General features: G+C 72.8%; 19 protein-coding genes. 8 read left to right on the top strand and 11 right to left on the bottom strand.

The window, feature by feature from the left end:
• Positions 1 to 45: 45 nt before the first annotated feature.
• Complete coding sequence (locus KR546_RS07695; protein WP_238444121.1) at positions 46 to 966, top strand: SDR family oxidoreductase; 921 nt, start codon at positions 46 to 48, stop codon at positions 964 to 966.
• A gap of 96 nt (positions 967 to 1062) precedes the next feature.
• Complete coding sequence (locus KR546_RS07690) at positions 1063 to 1572, top strand: hemerythrin domain-containing protein (RefSeq protein ID WP_238444120.1); 510 nt, start codon at positions 1063 to 1065, stop codon at positions 1570 to 1572.
• A gap of 81 nt (positions 1573 to 1653) precedes the next feature.
• Here KR546_RS07690 and KR546_RS07685 read toward each other — a convergent pair whose 3' ends face one another.
• On the bottom strand, positions 1654 to 2661 hold the full coding sequence (locus KR546_RS07685) for an NAD(P)H-dependent glycerol-3-phosphate dehydrogenase (protein WP_238444119.1): 1008 nt from the start codon (positions 2659 to 2661) through the stop codon (positions 1654 to 1656).
• A 167-nt stretch (positions 2662 to 2828) separates the two neighbouring features.
• Here KR546_RS07685 and KR546_RS07680 point away from each other — a divergent pair, with 167 nt between their 5' ends.
• A complete protein-coding gene (locus tag KR546_RS07680; RefSeq protein ID WP_238444118.1) occupies positions 2829 to 3038 on the top strand; it encodes a copper-binding protein in 210 nt (69 codons plus the stop codon).
• 4 nt (positions 3039 to 3042) lie between these two features.
• On the opposite strand, the gene KR546_RS07675 is transcribed toward KR546_RS07680, so the two are convergent.
• Both KR546_RS07675 and KR546_RS07670 read right to left on the bottom strand, forming a co-directional pair.
• Positions 3043 to 3465: a methylglyoxal synthase gene (locus KR546_RS07675; protein WP_238444161.1), complete on the bottom strand. Its 423-nt coding sequence runs from the start codon at positions 3463 to 3465 to the stop codon at positions 3043 to 3045.
• 216 nt (positions 3466 to 3681) lie between these two features.
• A complete protein-coding gene (locus KR546_RS07670) occupies positions 3682 to 4482 on the bottom strand; it encodes a hypothetical protein (RefSeq protein ID WP_238444117.1) in 801 nt (266 codons plus the stop codon).
• A 132-nt stretch (positions 4483 to 4614) separates the two neighbouring features.
• On the opposite strand from KR546_RS07670, the gene KR546_RS07665 reads away from it, so the two are divergent.
• On the top strand, positions 4615 to 5604 hold the full coding sequence (locus KR546_RS07665; RefSeq protein WP_238444116.1) for a GNAT family N-acetyltransferase: 990 nt from the start codon (positions 4615 to 4617) through the stop codon (positions 5602 to 5604).
• A 54-nt stretch (positions 5605 to 5658) separates the two neighbouring features.
• On the opposite strand, the gene serB is transcribed toward KR546_RS07665, so the two are convergent.
• From serB to KR546_RS07650, 3 genes are read right to left on the bottom strand one after another with little or no spacing between them, the layout of a single operon-like run.
• Positions 5659 to 6918 carry a phosphoserine phosphatase SerB gene (serB, locus tag KR546_RS07660; RefSeq protein ID WP_238444115.1) on the bottom strand — a complete coding sequence of 420 codons (1260 nt, stop codon included), beginning with the start codon at positions 6916 to 6918 and terminating at the stop codon, positions 5659 to 5661.
• A 40-nt stretch (positions 6919 to 6958) separates the two neighbouring features.
• Positions 6959 to 7903 (bottom strand): prephenate dehydrogenase, encoded by a 945-nt coding sequence (locus KR546_RS07655; RefSeq protein WP_238444114.1) that lies wholly within the window; start codon positions 7901 to 7903, stop codon positions 6959 to 6961.
• On the bottom strand, positions 7900 to 8661 hold the full coding sequence (locus KR546_RS07650; RefSeq protein WP_238444113.1) for a hypothetical protein: 762 nt from the start codon (positions 8659 to 8661) through the stop codon (positions 7900 to 7902). The genes KR546_RS07655 and KR546_RS07650 overlap by 4 nt, the downstream gene beginning before the upstream one ends.
• Before the next feature lie 142 nt (positions 8662 to 8803).
• Between KR546_RS07650 and KR546_RS07645 the strand changes: the two genes are divergently transcribed.
• Positions 8804 to 9988 (top strand): aminotransferase class I/II-fold pyridoxal phosphate-dependent enzyme, encoded by a 1185-nt coding sequence (locus KR546_RS07645; protein ID WP_238444112.1) that lies wholly within the window; start codon positions 8804 to 8806, stop codon positions 9986 to 9988.
• Positions 9989 to 10013: 25 nt separating this feature from the next.
• Here KR546_RS07645 and KR546_RS07640 read toward each other — a convergent pair whose 3' ends face one another.
• Together KR546_RS07640 and KR546_RS07635 are read right to left on the bottom strand one after the other, a co-directional pair.
• Positions 10014 to 10928: a diacylglycerol/lipid kinase family protein gene (locus tag KR546_RS07640; protein WP_238444111.1), complete on the bottom strand. Its 915-nt coding sequence runs from the start codon at positions 10926 to 10928 to the stop codon at positions 10014 to 10016.
• Positions 10925 to 11953: a DUF368 domain-containing protein gene (locus KR546_RS07635; RefSeq protein ID WP_238444110.1), complete on the bottom strand. Its 1029-nt coding sequence runs from the start codon at positions 11951 to 11953 to the stop codon at positions 10925 to 10927. The genes KR546_RS07640 and KR546_RS07635 overlap by 4 nt, the downstream gene beginning before the upstream one ends.
• Before the next feature lie 209 nt (positions 11954 to 12162).
• Between KR546_RS07635 and KR546_RS07630 the strand changes: the two genes are divergently transcribed.
• Complete coding sequence (locus tag KR546_RS07630; RefSeq protein ID WP_338019116.1) at positions 12163 to 12984, top strand: 2,3,4,5-tetrahydropyridine-2,6-dicarboxylate N-succinyltransferase; 822 nt, start codon at positions 12163 to 12165, stop codon at positions 12982 to 12984.
• Positions 12985 to 13056: 72 nt separating this feature from the next.
• Positions 13057 to 14247, top strand: coding sequence for a succinyl-diaminopimelate desuccinylase (gene dapE, locus KR546_RS07625; RefSeq protein WP_238444109.1), 1191 nt, complete (start codon positions 13057 to 13059; stop codon positions 14245 to 14247).
• Between the two features lie 7 nt (positions 14248 to 14254).
• Here the strand turns inward: dapE and KR546_RS07620 are convergent, their stop codons facing one another.
• Together KR546_RS07620 and KR546_RS07615 are read right to left on the bottom strand one after the other, a co-directional pair.
• Entirely contained in the window at positions 14255 to 14536 is a 282-nt protein-coding gene (locus tag KR546_RS07620) for an Lrp/AsnC family transcriptional regulator (RefSeq protein WP_238444108.1), read from the bottom strand.
• Positions 14537 to 14574: 38 nt separating this feature from the next.
• The gene (locus KR546_RS07615) at positions 14575 to 15150 is read right to left on the bottom strand and encodes an ArsR/SmtB family transcription factor (RefSeq protein WP_238444107.1); all 576 of its coding nucleotides are present in this window, start codon (positions 15148 to 15150) and stop codon (positions 14575 to 14577) included.
• Positions 15151 to 15194: 44 nt separating this feature from the next.
• On the opposite strand from KR546_RS07615, the gene KR546_RS07610 reads away from it, so the two are divergent.
• The gene (locus KR546_RS07610; RefSeq protein ID WP_420804245.1) at positions 15195 to 15800 is read left to right on the top strand and encodes a dienelactone hydrolase family protein; all 606 of its coding nucleotides are present in this window, start codon (positions 15195 to 15197) and stop codon (positions 15798 to 15800) included.
• Between the two features lie 23 nt (positions 15801 to 15823).
• On the opposite strand, the gene kynU is transcribed toward KR546_RS07610, so the two are convergent.
• On the bottom strand, positions 15824 to 17116 hold the full coding sequence (kynU, locus tag KR546_RS07605; protein ID WP_238444105.1) for a kynureninase: 1293 nt from the start codon (positions 17114 to 17116) through the stop codon (positions 15824 to 15826).
• Between the last annotated feature and the right edge of the window lie 17 nt (positions 17117 to 17133).

Here is a 17133-nt window from a genome sequence, read left to right as displayed (position 1 = left end):
TACCCTCGACGCCGTCGGACGGGTCGTCGAGCAGGAGTCCTCCGCATGTCAACAGTCGACTTCGACGGGCGCGTGGCGGTCGTGACCGGCGCCGGTGGCGGCCTCGGGCGTGCCCACGCCCACGAGTTGGCCCGGCTCGGCGCCCGGGTGGTGGTCAACGACCTCGGCGGGGCCCGCGACGGGACCGGCAGCGGCTCGGAGATGGCCGACGCGGTCGTTGCCGAGATCACCGACGCCGGCGGCGAGGCGGTCGCCAACACCGACGGCGTGCACACCTGGGAGGGCGGACAGGCGATCGTCCAGACCGCCCTGGACACCTGGGGACGGATCGACGTGGTCGTCAACAACGCCGGGATCCTGCGCGACGTGTCGTTCGCCAAGCTCGAGGAGGCCCAGCTCGACGCCGTCCTCAAGGTCCACCTCTCCGGGGCGTTCCACGTCACCCGGGCCGCCTGGCCCCACTTCCGTGAGCAGTCCTACGGCCGGGTCGTCATGACGTCGTCGGGCTCCGGGCTGTACGGCAACTTCGGGCAGTCCAACTACGCCGCGGCCAAGCTCGGGCTGGTGGGCCTGACCCGCACCCTGGCCATCGAGGGGGCCAAGTACGGGATCCTCGCCAACGCCATCGCGCCGGTCGCCGCCTCCCGCATGACCGAGGACATCTGGCCAGCCGCACTGCTGGACAAGCTCCAGCCCGACGAGGTCTCGCCGCTGGTCGCGTGGCTGACCAGCGAGGCCAACACGACGACCGGGCGGATCTACTCCGTGGGCGGGGGCTACATCGCCCGGGTCGCGATCGTCGAGGGCACTCCGCTGACCTTCGACCACACCCCCACCGTCGAGGAGGTCGCCGACCACTTCGACCAGCTCACCGACCTGGGCGACGACCGCGTCGAGTTCACCGACGGCGTGATGGAGCAGAGTGGCCGCATCGTCTCGGCGCTGGGCATCGATCCCGGCGCCTGACAGGTCCCCTCCCCCACGACCCGGTCGCCGACCGTCGCGTCCGACCCGCCCGAAACCCGATCCCGATCCCCGACATCCCCGACCCCGGAGAGCACCGTGCCCGACCGTGACGTCATCGACCTGATCCTCGACGACCACCGCCGCTTCGAGTCGCTGCTGCGCAACCTGCGCAGCACCGAGACCCCGGACCGCGCGGGCGTCCTTGCCGAGCTGGCGGCCGTGCTGGTGGCCCACGCCGAGGCCGAGGAGGCCGAGGTGTATCCGACCCTGCGCACGCGCGACGCCATCGACGAGGACGAGGCCGAGCACGGCGCCGAGGAGCACGACGAGGGCCACGTGGCACTGCTCGACCTGATGGAGGTCGACGATGTCGACTCCGACCAGTTCAGCGAGGCAGTGCACGAGCTCAGCGAGGCGCTCAGCCACCACCTCGACGAGGAGGAGCGCACGATCCTCAACCCGGCACGCGAGGAGATCGACGACGAGGTGCTGGTGCGGCTCGGCGAGGCGTTCACGCGGGTCCGCCAGGAGGAGCTCGACGACGACTGCGGCGACATCGCCAACGTCCGCCGGCTGGTCGCCCGGGCCGAGGACCGCGCCGAGTAGACCAGACCTCGACCTCGTCCAGGCCTCGACCTCGTCCAGGCCTCGACCTCGTCCAGGCCTCGATCTCGTCCAGGCCTCGACCTAGTCCAGGCCGTAGATCTCGGGCTTGGCGGAACGCGCGAGGAGGGCCTTGATCGCGTCGCGCGCGTCCAACCCCTCGTGCAGGATCGCCACGACCGCCTCGGCGATCGGCATCTCGACCTCCTGCTCGCGGGCCAGGGCCACGATCGCCCTCGACGACTTCACGCCCTCCGCGACCATGTTCATCGAGGCGATCACGTCGTCGAGCGACTCACCCGTGCCCAGCCGGGTCCCGACCGTGCGGTTGCGCGACTTCGGTGACGTGCACGTGGCGACCAGGTCCCCGACCCCGGCCAGGCCGCCGAAGGTCAGTGCCTCGCCACCCAGGGCGACGCCGAGCCGCTGCATCTCGGCCAGGCCACGGGTGATGACCGTGGCCATCGTGTTGTCGCCGAAGCCCATGCCGTGGGCGATCCCGGCAGCCAGTGCCACGACGTTCTTGACCGCGCCACCCACCTCGACGCCGATCCGGTCCGGGTTGGTGTAGACCCGGAAGTAGGGGGCGTGCGCCGCCTGCTGGACGCGGCGGGCATGGTCGATGGACGGGCTGGCCGCGACGGTGGCGGCCGGGAGCCGCTGGGCACACTCCTTGGCCAGGTTCGGACCCGACACCACGACGATCCGGTCGGGGTCACCCCCGATCCCGTCGGCGATGACCTCGGAGCCGAACCGCCGGGTCTCGACGTCGACGCCCTTGATCAGGCTGGCCAGCGACGCCCGGTCCGGCACGGCGTGGCCCCAGGCGGCGAGCTGGTCGGAGATCCCGATGGACGGGACCGCCAGGACGACGACGTCGGCTCGGTCCAGGGCCTCCTCCGGGTCGGCGGTCGCCCGCAACGGCGGCAGCTCGGCGTCCGGGAGGTACGCCCGGTTGGTCCGCTCGACGTTGATCTCCTCGGCGACCTCGGGGCGGCGGGCCCACACGACCACGTCCTCGCCCGCGTCGTGGCACATCAGGGCGTACGCGGTCCCCCACGACCCGGCACCCATCACCGCCGTCCTGCCCATGCTCGACCTCTCTCGCCGCCCGCGGCCGACGCTAGTCGGGTCCCCGTCGGGCGTCAGTCAGGACGCCCCGCCACCCAAGGCGATCGGTCGTGGCGGGCCGTGGGAGGACTGGCACGGTGGGTTATCCTCCGAGTCCATCGCCACGTCCACACGCCTGGGGAACCGGCATGCCGCAGGGAACCGTCAAGAGCTTCGACCACCGCACCCACGAGTCCGTGCTGCTGACCGACGACCTGGTCGAGCACGTCGTGCCGGCCGCGACGTTCGAGGCCGCTCCCCTGCTGGAGCTGCGGGTCGGCCAGCGGGTGCGGTTCGAGTTCGTCGACGATGGCGAGGGCGGCGAGACCGTCGGCCACCTGGGCATCGTCAGCCTGTAGGTCGTCAGGCGCCTCGCGCTCGCCGGCTGCGGGCGGAGTCGTGGGCCGGGCGTGTCCGACGATCGCCACCGAACAGCGGGCTGGAGATCAGGAAGTCCGCCGTCGCGCGGTTGCACGCCACGGGCACGTCGCACAGGGTCGCGATCCGCAGCAGCGCCTTGACGTCGGGGTCGTGGGGCTGTGGCTCCAGCGGGTCCCAGAGGAACACCAGCACGTCGATGGCGCCCTCGGAGATGCGGGCGCCGATCTGGAGGTCGCCGCCCAGCGGGCCGCTGTTGACCCGGGTGACGTCCAGGCCCAGCTCGTACTCCAGCATCGTGCCGGTGGTGCCCGTCGCGACGACCACGTGGTCACGCAGCACGTCGCGGTTGAACTCGGCCCACTCGAGCAGGTCGACCTTGCAGTTGTCATGGGCCACCAGCGCGATGGTGAGGTGGCGGGGTGAGACGTTCGACGTCCATGGCGGTGTCCCTCGCAGCGGGGATCAGGGGAAGGCTGGCATCGGCCGGCAACAGCGGCCGTCGAGCCCGGGGTACCCGGGCGTTGTCACCACGAGGTTGCGGGGACGTCACGACCACGGTGCAGGTCCGGACCCCGCGAACGGCCACCATCCCGCCGCCGGTCGACGCGCAGGCCGGCGCGCTCAGGCGGTCGGCAGCTCGTCCAGGACCAACGCGGTGCGGGCGAGGATCCCCTGGCCGTGCGGCAGGCCGTTCTCGTCGGCCCACTCCCGGGTCTCGTCGAGCACCTCGCGCAGCCGGACCACCGCGTCCGGCGAGTCACCCCCGAACTCGGCGAGGGCGGCCGAGGCGATCTTGTCCGGTCCGAGCTCGACCAGCTCGGTCATGACGCTCGGTGGGTCGGGCTCGTCCCGCCACGCCAGCGCACACGCGGCGGTGAACGCCTCGGACGTGAAGTCGCCCTCGGACGCGATCAGCGCCAGGTGCATCAGCGCCTTGGCCGACAACCTGTCCTCGTCGGTCGCGGCCCGGACCAGGCCGGCGTAGTCGCCCAGCTCGTCGTCGGACACCAGCGGGGCGAGCAGTTCCACGAACTTGGCGCGCACGCCGACGTTGACGTGGACCTCGAGGTCCTCGGGCAGGTCACCCTCGGCCTGCCAGTCGGCCAGCGGTCGGGCGCCCTCCCAGTACGCCTCCGGGTCGTCCGACTTCCGGGCCGAGGCCGTGTTCGCCAGGGCCTTGGTCGGGTCCACCGAGGTGGTCACCAGGCCGCAGCCGTGCTCGCCGACGCAGTCCTGGGCATGGGCGCGCGACACGTAGGCCGAGACCCGCTTGCCACGGGCGAAGGTGCCGGGCGCGGCCTGGTCGAAGTCGTCGACCGGGCCGAGCAGGCCGGACAGGTCGGCGCGGGTGCGCAGGCCCTCCTCCTCGATGACGGGGAGCCGAATGGGCTGAGTCAGGTGGAACACCGGGACACGCGCCACGGGAAGGCCTTCGGATCGGGGACAGGGCGGCCGGACGGGCCGCGATCGACCCCGCAGCGTATCGCCGGGCCCCACCACGCCCCACCTCCGAGCCAAGCCCTAGCATGCTCCGGAAGAGACGAGGAGCGGGACGTGGCGGAGCATGCGGTCGACCTGCCGGTCGACCACGTCGCGCGGCCGGCGACGTGGGACGACCTGGACGGCGTCGCCCGCCTCTTCCAGCGTGCCGAGGCCGATCGGCAGGGCACGATCTCGTTCCGCGAGCAGGACCTGCGCCTGCGGTGGCTGGGGCGCGACGACTTCACCGACACCGTGGTCGTCCTGGACGGCGAGGGGGACCTCGCCGCCTTCGCCGAGTTCACCGTCGACGACGGGATGTTCTCGGACCGGCCGGACGTGTGGATCGACGCGCGGGTCGACCCGCACCACCTCGACAAGGGACTGGCCAGCTGGCTGCATCGCCAGGGCGAGGAGCGTGCCCGTCGCGAGGCTCGGGACCGGGGCCTGGACACCGTGATGCTCCGCACCACGCTGACGGCCGGTGACCGGCCTGCGGCGGCCTTCCTGCGCGCCCGCGGCTTCGAGCCTGCCCACCACTACCTCGCGATGCGCCTGGGCCTGCACGAACCCCCGTCCCGACCGGTCTGGCCCGACCCGGTCACCATCCGGTCCGCCAGCCACAACGACCTCGCCGCGATCCACCGCACCCACCAGGTGGCGTTCGACGACCACCCGACGGCCATGCCCCTGGGACTGACCGACTGGGTCGAGTCGCGCACCGCCGGTGCCCCACCCGACTGGCCCCTGTGGCTGGTCGCCGAGGTCGACGACCGGGTCGTCGGGATCTGCCTCGGGCGATCCGGCACGCCGGAGGGCAAGGAGGTCGGGTACATCCGCGACCTGGGGGTCGTGCCGCAGTGGCGACGCCGGGGCATCGCGCTGGCCCTGCTGATGACGGCGTTCCGCCGGTTCTACGCACGCGGGTTGTCGGCGGTGGCACTGGAGGTGGACGACGACACCCTCGACGGTGCCGCCGACCTGTACGAGCGGGCCGGCATGGAGGTCGTTCGCCGCACGGACGTCGTCGAGCACGTCGTGGAGGCCCGGCCCGACGAGCACTGACGAGCGCTGACGGGCCAGGGCGGCGGGGGCGGCGGGGTCCGGCCGCGCGCCCGGTCAGGCGGGCGGGGTCCCCGGGATCGCGACCAGGCCGTTGGTCTCGACCGCCGGGTCGGCGACGTCGGCGGCCTCGACCTCCTCGCGTCGGATCCCGAGCAGGAACAGGATCGCGTCGAGGTAGGGCACGGTGATGGCGGTGTCGGCCGACTCGGCCACGATCGGCTTGGCGTTGAACGCGATGCCCAGCCCCGCCACCGCCAGCATGTCGAGGTCGTTGGCCCCGTCCCCGATCGCGACCGTCTGGGACATCGGGATGTCGTTGGCGGCGGCGAAGGACTCGAGGACCCGGGCCTTGCCTGCCCGGTCCACGATCTCGCCGACGAGCCGCCCCGTGAGTCGGCCGTCCACCACCTCCAACTCGTTGGCCGCCACCCGGCTGACCCCCACGTCGTCGGCGAGCCGGCGGACGACGCTGCCGAAGCCGCCGGACACCAGCGCGACCTTGAAGCCCAGCCGCTTGAGCGTGCGCACGAACGTGCGGGCCCCGGCCGTGAGGTCGACGCGCTCGTACACGCGGTCGAGCACCTCGACCGGCACGTCGGCGAACAGCGCGACCCGGCGGCGCAGGGACGTCGCGAAGTCGAGTTCACCCGCCATCGCCGACTCGGTGATCGCGACGACCTCGTCGCGCACGCCGACCTCCTCGGCGAGCAGGTCGATGACCTCGTTGCGGATCAGCGTGGAGTCGACGTCCATCACCACCAGCCGGCTGCCCCGTCGGACGATGTCCCCACGCTGGACCGCGACGTCCACGCCGTGCTCGGCGCTGGCCTCCACCACCCTGGTGCGAAGCTCGTCAGAGTCGCCGTCGACCACGACGAACTCGAACGATCGCACGGGGTAGCGCGCGAGACGCAGGATCCGGTCGATGTTGCCGCCGGCGGCCGCGATCGCGCGCGTGATGGCCCCCAGGGCGGCCGGTGTCATCCGGTCGTGGGAACCCACGGTCGTGACCACCGTGCGGGGCAGGCCGGCCCGCGTCGAGGTCGGCTCGACCATCTCGAAGTCCAGCTGCACCCCGGACTCGAAGGCCCAGAACAGGGCGTCCTTGAGCGAGTCGTCACCTCCGGACACCCCGACCAACACGTCCAGGGTGAGCCGTTCGCGAACGACGACCTGTTCCATGTCGTAGACGTCCACGTCGTGGCCGGCCAGCAGCTCCAGCAGGCCGGCGGTGATCCCGGGGCGGTCGTGGCCGGACACCCGGATCAGCACGGTGCGCCCCGTGGGGGCCGGGTCGGCGGAGTCGACGGTCATGGCGGCGTTCCGGCGTGGGAGTCGAGGGGAGGGGCCAGGGCTAGGACGAGACGAGCAGGCCCGGACGATCGCCGACGGTAGCGATGCCGGTGATGGCGCGGCCAGCCGCACCGGCGCGACGCAGGTCGGCCAGTGCCGTCGCGACATCGGCCAGGTCGACGGTCACGGTCTCGGACGGGGCGGACGGCGGGCCCGGGACCCGCTGGGCCGCCGCGAGCCGCGCGACGAGGTCGTCCTGCTGGGCCGCGACGGTCGCGTCCAGCCAGTCACGGACGCGGTCCAGCGCGAGGCGGACGGCGTCGCGGTTGCGTCCCAGCAGGTCGGCCCAGAACTCCGGCGAGCTCGCGGCGACGCGGGTCGCGTCCCGGAACGACGGCCCGGCGAGGTGGTCGACGACGCCCGTGCCCAGGCTGCGGGCGTCGGCGTGCAGGGCCCACGACAGCAGGTGGGTCAGGTGGCTGGTGGTCGCCACCACGGTGTCATGCAGGTGGGCGTCGAGGACCAGCGGTCGGGCACCCAGCCGCAGCGCGAGCTCGACGACGTCGACCAGCGCCCCCGGATCGATCGCGTCGTGGGGGGTCAGCAACCACGGCGACCCGACGACCAGGCCACGATGGGCCGCGGCGAACCCTCGACGCTCCGTTCCCGCCATGGGATGGCCACCGACCCAGTTGGCGGGGGCGGTGTCCGGGTCGAACCCCAGGGCCCCGGGGGCGCGGACCGAGGCGACGTCGGTCACCGTGGCCCCGCCGTGGGCAACCTCCTCCACCAGTCCGGGCACGTGCGCGATCGGGGTCGCGACGACGACCAGGTCACTGGCGGCCGCGACCGCGGCCGGGTCGTCGAGCATCTCGATGCCGCGCGTCGCCGCGCGGGCGACCGTGTCCGGGTCCGGGTCGTGGCCGACGACGTGGTCGCCCAGCCCCACGAGCTCCAGCGCGATCGACCCGCCCAGGAGGCCGAGCCCGACGACCCCGACCGTCATGGGTCGACCCGGTCGGCGTCCGGAACCGGCCCTGCCGGCTCGGCTCCGCCAGACCCGTCGGTGTCCCGGGACGTGGTCGCGGGCGACCACCGCTCCCCCAGCGCCACCACGTCCGCACGATCGCGCACGACCGGGCCCTCTGGCGCGCGCCCGGTCACCGCCGACCACGCCCGGGTCCCGGCCTCCCAGGTCCCCAGGTGCGTGACCACCGACGAGGCGGTCAACAGGTCGGCGAGCGCGTCGGCCAGCCACGGATCCGCGGGGTGGCCCTCGACCTCCAGCAGGAAGCCGTACATGCCCAGGGCGGCGTGGAGCGGGCGGGGCTCGAACCGGGTCACGTTGATGCCACGCGACGAGAAGGCCGCGAGCATCTCGGTCAGCGACCCGGGTCGGTTGAGGTGGGGCACCGCGAACAGCAGGGTCTGGACGCGGTCGCCCACGGCCGGGCGGGCGGCGTCGTCGGCCGCGCGGACCGCCACCCAGCGCGTGGTGCGTCCGTCCTCGACGCGGTCGACCTCGGCGCACACCACGAGGTCGCCGGGCGTGAAGACGAGCGCGTCCACGGTGTCGGTCGCCGTCCCGGCGTGGGAGTCCTCCCACGGCACGACCGCGACCTCACAGGTCCCCGCCGCGACGGCGCGCAGGGCCGTGTCGGCGTCGGGCATCAGGGCCGCACCACGCGCGACGCCCTCGCCCAGCACCAGGGCCGCCGCCGAACGGGCGGCGTCGCTGGGCGGGGCGACACAGGCGGTGGTCACGGAGGGGCCGATCCGGCGGCGGGCAGGCGGGCACGAGGTGGGCCCGGTCGAGGCTAGGCCGGGCCGATCGGGGATGTCCCGTGGCCTACGCTGCGGCCCGCCACTCCGCCGCCGCTCGGCACCGATGCCACCGAGGCCCACCATGGTCACTCGCAACCCCCGACTGGACGAGATCGGGGCCTACGCCCTCGAGGAACTGCGTCACCGGGTCACGGACCTGCGCGCGGCCGGCGCCGTGCTGCACGACTTCTCGATCGGGGACCCCGACGAGCCCACGCCCGAGTTCGTGCGCCGAGCCCTGGTCGACGCGGTCGGTCCCGTCTCGGACTACCCGACGACCTACGGGCAGCCCGGGCTGCGGGCCGCCGTGGCCGGCTTCTTCGCCCGTCGCCACGGAGTGGACTGGGTCGACCCCGCGACCCAGGTGCTCCCGACCGCAGGTTCCAAGGAGGCGATCTTCCATCTCCCGTTCGCGATCATCGACCCGGACGCGGACAGGCGGTCGGTCATCTGGGGCGACCCGGGCTACCCCGTGTACGGCCGCTCCGCGCTGCTCGCCGGCGGCCGGTCCGACCCGGTGACCCTGCGCGACGACCGTGGCTGGCTGCTGGACCTGGCCACGCTGGACGACGATCGCCTGGACGCCGCCGCCATCGCCTGGCTGAACTACCCGCACAACCCGACCGGCGCGGAGGCCGACCTGTCCTACTGGCGCGACCAGGTGGCGGTGGCACGGGCGCACGACATCCTGCTGTGCTCGGACGAGTGCTACCAGGAGGTGTGGTTCGGGAACACCCCGCCACCCTCGGTGCTGGAGGCCGTGGACGGGGACCCGACCGGGGTTGTGGCCACGGTGTCGCTGTCGAAGCGTTCGGGCATGACCGGCTATCGCTCCGGCGCACTGGTGGGCGACGCCGCGGTCCTGCGCACCCAGCGGCTGCTGCGGCCGAACTTCGGGACGGCGTCGCAGGACTTCGTGCAGGCGGCGGCGACCGTGGCCTGGCAGGACGACGAGCACGTCGCGGACCGGCGCGCCGTGTTCGGGGACAAGCGCGACGTCGTGGCCGGCTTCCTGTCCGCCGCCGGCTACGACGTGCTGGACAGCACCGCGACGTTCTACGTCTGGTTCGCGGCGCCGGACGGCGACGACGTCGGCCACGCCGAGGCCCTGCTGGGCGCCGGGGTCGTGGCCTCGCCGGGCCGGTCGTTCGGGCCGGCCGGGGCCGGCTGGCTGCGACTGGCACTGGTGCCCACGGTCGAGGACTGCAGGACCGCGGTGGCGGGGTGGCAGGCCGGGCTCGACGACGGCCGGGTGCCGCGACCCTGACCGATCGGTCGCTCGCCCGGGCAGTTCAGACGTCCGAGGGTCGTCCCGGGTGGACCAGGTGCCACGCAGCGGAGTGCAGCACCCAGTGCGACCGGGTGCGTTCGGGCGGCAGTTCCCCGTCGACGTTCCAGGGATGCTCGTCACCCTCGACCACGATCTCGCGGCCGCCGACGGCCAGGACGTCGTCCCGGTCGACGTGCTCGCCCCGCCGGAGGTCGGTGGCGTAGCCGATCCGGGCCATCGCCGACGTCGCGAGCGACACCACGACCTCGGCGCGGTGGTCCTCGGGGTCGGCACCGGGCGCCGCCGCGGTCCCGCCTCCCACCGAGGGACCGTTGCCGATCACGACGTGCAGGACCGGCTGGGCGTCGACCACCACCTCGTCGTCGACGGTGATGGTGAGGGTCCAGCCCGGCTCGGTCGCCCCGGCCGCGACGGCCCCGACGGGGTAGGCGGCCGGCCCCATCCCCTTCTTCAGGCTGGTCGCGCGCTGGGACGCGGCCGCACCGATCCCGATGTTGACGGCGTTCATGCCGATCCGGCCGTCCTGGTCGACGAGCAGGTCCATGCCGTGCAGCGATCCGACGAGCAGGTCGTTGGCCGCGTCCTCGGGCTCCAGCGACAACCCGAGCCCCCGCGCCATGTCGTTGCCGGTGCCAAGTGGCAGCAGGCCGACGGGGACACGATCGAGGCGCTCGACGTCGGCCAGGGCCTGGACCACGGCGTGGAGGCTGCCGTCGCCACCGGCCGCCACGACCAGCTCGTCGTCGACGTCGCGCAGCAGGTCCGCCAGTTCGTCGGGCCCCGCGGTGGCGACGACCCGCACCTCGCGTCCGGCTGCTTCCCACACCGCCCGGGCGGCGTCGACGGCGGCCTCGTCGTTGGTGCCGGCGTCGGCATTGCTGACCACCAGCAGCCTGGTCGGGATGTCGTTGGTCATGGTCCCACCTCGTCGCTGCGTGCGGTCCGGCCGGCGTCGATGTCCGTGGTCCGGCCGGGATCGTCGGTCGGGGGATCGACCGGGTCGATGTCGAGCGGGTCGTCGCCGACGGTGAGGTCGCCGATCCGGGCCACCGCGACCACCACGACCAGGCCCACGAGGGTGGCGACCAGTGCCGGCACGACGTCGCCGGACACCGGTGCGCCCAGCCGGGCGTCCCCGACCCCCTCTGGTCCCGCCGGCCACGGCCACAGGACCCGCATCGATCCGGCCATCAGGCCGATGAGCACCGCCAGGGTCAGGTCGTGGCGGCGCAGGAGCAACCGGTCCAGCCACGACGAGAACAGGGCGAGCCCGGTCACCGCACCCGCGGCGAACACGGCCAGGACGCCCAGGTCGCGACCCGAGATGGCGGCCAGCACCGGCTCGTACATGCCCAGCAGGAGCAGGATGAACGATCCCGAGATCCCCGGAAGGATCATGGCACAGATCGCCACGGCGGCGGCACCGAAGAACATCGGCAGCGAGGGATCGACGATCCGGCTGGGGGTCACCCCCAGCGCGACGAAGGTGGTCACACCGACCAACGCCATCACCGCGACGTGGGTGCCGCTCGGCGTGGCGTGGAGCTCGCGCATCGCCAGCACGACGGAACCTGCCACCAAGCCGGCGAACAACGCGGACATGACGACGGGCTGGTCCTCGAGGAGCCCCTCGATGACCCGGCTCAGCAGCAGGATCGCGCTGCCCATCCCGACCAGCAGCGCCACGAGGAATCGCCAGTCGATCCGCCGCAGCGCGTCCCCCGTGCCCGCGAGGTCACCACGCAACAGCCGTCCCAGGGCGCCCGCCCCGGTCGACAGGGTGGTGATCAGGGCGTCGTAGATGCCGAACACCAGCGCGATCGTGCCACCCGAGACGCCCGGGACGATCTCGGCAGCCCCCATGAAGGCACCACCGGCCAGCGTGCCGAGGTCGTGGCGCAGCCGGCGGTGCTCGCGGGATTCGCGCAGGTCGGACGTCACGGACAGCCTTGCGTCAGGATCGACGGGAATCGGGACCGGCGGGAGATCGGACCGCCGAGGGGGCCGAGTGGCCGCCCCCACGGTAGCCCGGCGTACGCTGCGGTCTCGCCCACCCGGACCCCGTCGCCGGACGTCGACCGCACGCGTCGCACCACCCCCGGAGCCGGGTCCCACCGCCCCCAGGACACCGCCAGCCAAGGACCTCCGTCGTGACCGACCAGCTCGAAGCCACCATCACCGCGGCCGCCGCCAGCGAGGACGGCTGGCAGTCCTCCGAGGCGCGCACCGCCGTCACCGAGACGCTGGACCTGCTCGACCGCGGCGAGGTCCGCGTCGCCGAGCCGGGTCCCGACGGCGACTGGGTCGTCAACGCGTGGACCAAGCAGGCGATCCTGCTGATGTTCCGCCAGGCGGAGATGGAGACCATCGAGGTCGGCCCGTACGAGTACCACGACAAGGTCGCCCTGAAGACCGGCTACGCCGAGCAGGGCGTGCGGGTCGTGCCGCCGGGCACCGCCCGCCACGGCGCACACCTCCAGCGCGGGGTCGTGCTGATGCCCGGCTACGTCAACATCGGTGCCTGGGTCGGGGCCGGCACGATGGTCGACACCTGGGCCACGGTCGGCTCGTGTGCCCAGGTCGGCAGCAACGTCCACCTGTCGGGCGGGGTCGGCATCGGCGGGGTGCTCGAACCGGCCGGTGCCACGCCGGTCATCATCGAGGACGACTGCTTCATCGGGTCGCGCTCGATCATCGTGGAGGGCGTTCGGGTCGGTCGCGGCGCGGTCGTCGGGGCCAACACGGTGCTGACCGGGTCGACCCCGATCATCGACGTCACCGGGGACGAGCCGGTCGAGGTGCGGGGACACGTGCCGCAGGGCGCCGTGGTGATCCCCGGCACGCGTCCCAAGGAGTTCCCGGCAGGCACGTGGCAGCTGCCGGCCGCCCTGATCATCGGCCAGCGGACCGAGTCCACCGACGCCAAGACGTCGCTGAACGCCACCCTGCGCGACTTCGCCGTCCAGGTGTGAGTCCGGTCCCGTGACCGAAGGGCCACCTGAAATGACGATCCGCGTCACCGTTCCCCTCACCGCGAGGACCCGATGACCACCCCGGTCCCTGCCCCCGACGGCGTGGCGGTCGACGACGCGACCACCACGGACTTGGTCGACCGCCTGCTGGAGCACTGTGCGCTGGTGTGCGAGACCGGCGACGAGGGTCCCATCGCCGACGCGGTGGCCGCCCATCACCACGCCCGTGGCGACGACGTCCGGCGGATCGGCAACTCGCTGGTGGTCCGCTCGGCGACGGCCGGTCCACCCGGCGCCGGGGATCGGCCACTGGTCGTCCTGGCCGGACACCTCGACGTCGTGGCCCCGACCCCGGCGGACCGCGAACCACGGCGGGACGTCGTCGCCGGCGTCGACGTGGTCGTCGGGCGTGGCACGTCCGACATGAAGGCCGGCAACGTCGTCGCCACCCGGATCTTCGAACGGGTCGCGGACGGCGAGCTCGGCACCGACGTCGACGTCGTGCTGGTCCTGTACGCCGCCGAGGAGGGCCCGGCCGAGGACAATGAACTGGGCGTGGTGCTGGACGAGGTCGGGTGGCTGTCACGCGCCGACCTGGTGGTCATCCTCGAACCGACCGACGGCGAGATCCAGCTGGGGTGCCTGGGTGGGCTCCATGCGACGCTCGTGGTGCACGGTCGCCAGGCCCACTCGGCCCGTCCGTGGCACGGACGCAACGCGCTGACGGCCGCCGGTCGACTGCTGACGGCCTTCGACGATCGCGGCCCGACCCCGGTGGAACTGGACGGCGTGACCTTCCACGACGTCTGGTCGATGACCCAGGCCCACACCGACAACGGAAGAAACGTCCTGCCCGGCGCACTCAACCTCAACCTCAACTTCAGGTTCAGCCCCAGTCGCGACCTCGAGACCGCAGAAGCCGAGTTGCGCGACCAGATCCGACGCCTCGCGGCCGACCTCGACCTCGAGATCGACGTCACGATCACCGACCGGGCCCTTCCTGCGGCCCCGATGGCCGACCGCCCGGTGACCGCGGCCTTCGTCGCCGCGGTGCCGGCCGAGGTCGCCGCCAAGCAGGCGTGGACCGACGTCGCCCGGTTCGCCGCCCTGGGCGTCCCGGCCGTCAACTTCGGGCCCGGACGCACCGACCAGGCCCATCAACGTGGCGAGTTCGTCGAGGTGTGGCGCCTGCGCGCAGCCCACGACGCACTGGCGACCTTCTTGGCGGCCCTCGACGCGGACGCGCTCGGGCAGACCGGCTGAGACCGGATCAGTCGCCGATGCCCTCCCAGGCAGCGTCGAGCTCGTCCGGGGAGTAGCTGCGGAAGGCGATCATCGTCCGGGTCGACAGGATCCCGGGGAGGGTCACGAGGTGCTCGGTGACGACTGCGGCGATCTCGTCGTGGCTCGACACGGCCAGCACGGCGACGACGTCGGCCTCGCTGCCGGCCACCGAGTGGGCCGACTGGACCCCGTCGAACGCCGCGGTGCGCTCGGCCACCTCGGCGATGTGCTCGGGGGCGACGTTCATGAGCACGAAGGCGTGGATCATCGCGGCTTCCTCATCGACGGCGACCGACGGGTCCGAGCCTACTCATCGTCGGGTGGGGGCAGGCTGGCCTGGTCTGTCGGATAGACGCCGACGGCGAAGCCGTAGACGGTGTCGCCCTCGCGAGGCAGCGTCTCGAACTCGCCGACCAGTGCGGCCATGCGCTCCCAGAGCGCGCCCGCCTGCGCACGAGAGATGCGGGCATGGCGGATGAAGCCCCACAGCTCGCCGTCCAGGAACGCCTGGCGCGACTCGTGCGCGGCCACCGCGAAGTCGTTGAAGTCCCGTGGCAGCTCCTCGCCGTCGGACTCCTGGTCGACGCCGACGAAGAACAGGCGGGCGGTGCGACCCCAGAACCGCTCCTCGATCGCGCGCACGCGCCGGGTCCGCACGACCTGCAGCAACCCCGCGTCGGCCAGCACCTCGACGTGGTAGGCCACGGTGCTGCGTGGGCGCTCGACGGCCTCGGCGAGCTCGGTCACGCTGGCGGCCCGCTCGTGGAGCAGCCCGAGGATCGCGGTCCGCAGCGGATGGCTGATCGCCTTGACCTGCGCCGGGGTGGTCAGCGCCAGCCGGTCGGCGAGGTCGTGGCCGGGCGGAACGGGGTTGCTCGTCATGATGCGTCACACTAGTCTTCTGGAACGTTCGAAACTATTGGATCATTTATCGACGTCCGAAGGAGACGACCATGGCAGACGTGCTGCTGCTCCACCACGTGCAGGGGCTGACACCGGGGATGGAGGCGTTCGCGTCGACGCTGCGCGACGCCGGGCACACCGTCCACGCACCCGACCTGTTCGACGGGCGGACGTTCACCACCATCGACGACGGCATGGCCCACGCGCGCGAGGTCGGGTTCGGCGAACTGGCCGGCCGGGGGGTGGCGGCGGCCGACGACCTCGGTTCGGCGCCGGTGTTCATCGGGTTCTCGCTGGGCGTCATGGCCGCCCAGCAACTCGCCCAGACCCGAGCCGACGCCCGTGGCGCCGTGCTCGTCGATGCCTGCGCGCCCGTGTCGGAGTTCAGCGACGGCTGGCCCGAGGACGTGCCCGTGCAGGTGCACGGCATGGGCAACGATCCGTTCTTCGCCGCCGGCGGCGACCTCGACGCCGCGCGTGAGCTGGTCGCGACCACCGAGGACGCCGAGCTGTTCCTCTACGACGGGGATGTCCACCTGTTCGCCGACGCGTCACTGGACGTCCACGATCCCGAGGCCGCCGACCTGCTCGTCCGGCGTGTCCTTGCGTTCCTGGACGAACTCGACTGACCACTCACCGTCGCCCCGCGGGATCAGGTCACCGACAGGTCGCTGTCGGCATGGGCCAGGTGGCGGTCGCCGCGGACCACATCGGCGATCCGCCCGACGGCCGTGTGGACGTCGGTGAACGAGGTGGTCAGCGGCGACAGGCCCAGGCGCACGACGTCGGGAGCCCGGAAGTCGGGCACGACCTCGCCCTCCTCCACCAGTGCGCGGGTGATCCCCCACGCCTGCGGGTGCGACACCGACACGTGGCCGCCCCGACGATCGGGGTCACGGGGTGAGGCCAGTGCGAACCCCAGCGGCGCGAGGTGCTCGTCGACCAGGTCCACCAGCACGGTGGTCAGGGCGACGGACTTCGTGCGGATCGCGTCGATGCCGACCTGGGCGACCATGGCGATCCCCGCCTCCGCCGCCAGCAGCGACAGCATCGGCATCGTGCCGACGTGGAACTTCCGGATGCCCGAGGCGGGGCGGAAGTCGAGGTCGAACGAGAACGGCTCGTCGTGACCCCACCAGCCCGTGATGGGGTTGGCCAGCTCGTCCTGCAGGTCGGCGCGCACGTAGGCGAACGCCGGCGCCCCCGGCCCGCCGTTGAGGTATTTGTAGGTGCACCCCACGGCCAGGTCCACGTCGTGGGCCCCCAGGTCGACCGGCACCGAGCCGACCGAGTGGCTGCAGTCCCACAGCACCATCGCCCCCGCGGCATGTGCCGCACGGGTGACCTGCCCGACGTCCCAGGCGTAGCCGGACTTGAAGCAGACCTGGCTGAGCGAGACCAGGGCTGTCGCGTCGTCGATCTCGGCGAGCAGTTCCTCCACCGGACCGTGGATCCCGTCGGCGCTCGGCACCGTGACCACCTCCACGCCGTCACCCAGCAGGTCGGCGACGCCCGCCAGGACGTGGTTGTCGGTCGGGAAGTTCAGGTCGTCGGTGATGATCCGGGTCCGGCCCGGCCGGGCACGCACGGCGGCCACGGCGAGCTTGAACAGGTTCGTGGAGGTGGATTCCGAGACCACGACCTCGCCCGGCCGTGCTCCCACGACGGGGGCGAGCAGGTCCCCCAGCCGCGTGGGCGCGTCCCACCAGCCCTCGTTCCACGACCGGATCAGGCGGTGGCCCCACTGCGTCGTGACGACATCCTCGACCGCGTCGACCGCCGCCCGCGGCAGGCGCCCGAGCGAGTTCCCGTCGAGGTACAGCAGGTCCGGCTCGGCCACGACGAACGCGTCCTGCCACCCGGCCAGCGGATCGTCGGCGTCGAGCGCGGCGGCGCGATCGAACCCCGCCAGGTCGGGGAACGGACCGAGGTCGACACCGGCCATGGGACCACTCCCGTCTC

The sequence above is a fragment of the Salsipaludibacter albus genome, from assembly GCF_019798055.1.
In the GTDB taxonomy this organism is placed as follows: domain Bacteria; phylum Actinomycetota; class Nitriliruptoria; order Nitriliruptorales; family Nitriliruptoraceae; genus Salsipaludibacter; species Salsipaludibacter albus.
Note: the sequence above shows the minus strand (reverse complement) of the source record. Positions and strands in the feature narration are given on the sequence as shown.

What these genes read in the sequence shown, in the direction of transcription:
- KR546_RS07695 (WP_238444121.1), top strand. Translation starts at nt 46, where the DNA reads ATGTCAACAGTCGACTTCGACGGGCGCGTGGCGGTCGTGACCGGCGCC.
- KR546_RS07685 (WP_238444119.1), bottom strand. Translation starts at nt 2,661, where the DNA reads ATGGGCAGGACGGCGGTGATGGGTGCCGGGTCGTGGGGGACCGCGTAC.
- KR546_RS07680 (WP_238444118.1), top strand. Translation starts at nt 2,829, where the DNA reads ATGCCGCAGGGAACCGTCAAGAGCTTCGACCACCGCACCCACGAGTCC.
- serB (WP_238444115.1), bottom strand. Translation starts at nt 6,918, where the DNA reads ATGACCGTCGACTCCGCCGACCCGGCCCCCACGGGGCGCACCGTGCTG.
- KR546_RS07655 (WP_238444114.1), bottom strand. Translation starts at nt 7,903, where the DNA reads ATGACGGTCGGGGTCGTCGGGCTCGGCCTCCTGGGCGGGTCGATCGCG.
- KR546_RS07645 (WP_238444112.1), top strand. Translation starts at nt 8,804, where the DNA reads ATGGTCACTCGCAACCCCCGACTGGACGAGATCGGGGCCTACGCCCTC.
- KR546_RS07640 (WP_238444111.1), bottom strand. Translation starts at nt 10,928, where the DNA reads ATGACCAACGACATCCCGACCAGGCTGCTGGTGGTCAGCAATGCCGAC.
- dapE (WP_238444109.1), top strand. Translation starts at nt 13,057, where the DNA reads ATGACCACCCCGGTCCCTGCCCCCGACGGCGTGGCGGTCGACGACGCG.
- KR546_RS07620 (WP_238444108.1), bottom strand. Translation starts at nt 14,536, where the DNA reads ATGATCCACGCCTTCGTGCTCATGAACGTCGCCCCCGAGCACATCGCC.
- KR546_RS07615 (WP_238444107.1), bottom strand. Translation starts at nt 15,150, where the DNA reads ATGACGAGCAACCCCGTTCCGCCCGGCCACGACCTCGCCGACCGGCTG.
- kynU (WP_238444105.1), bottom strand. Translation starts at nt 17,116, where the DNA reads ATGGCCGGTGTCGACCTCGGTCCGTTCCCCGACCTGGCGGGGTTCGAT.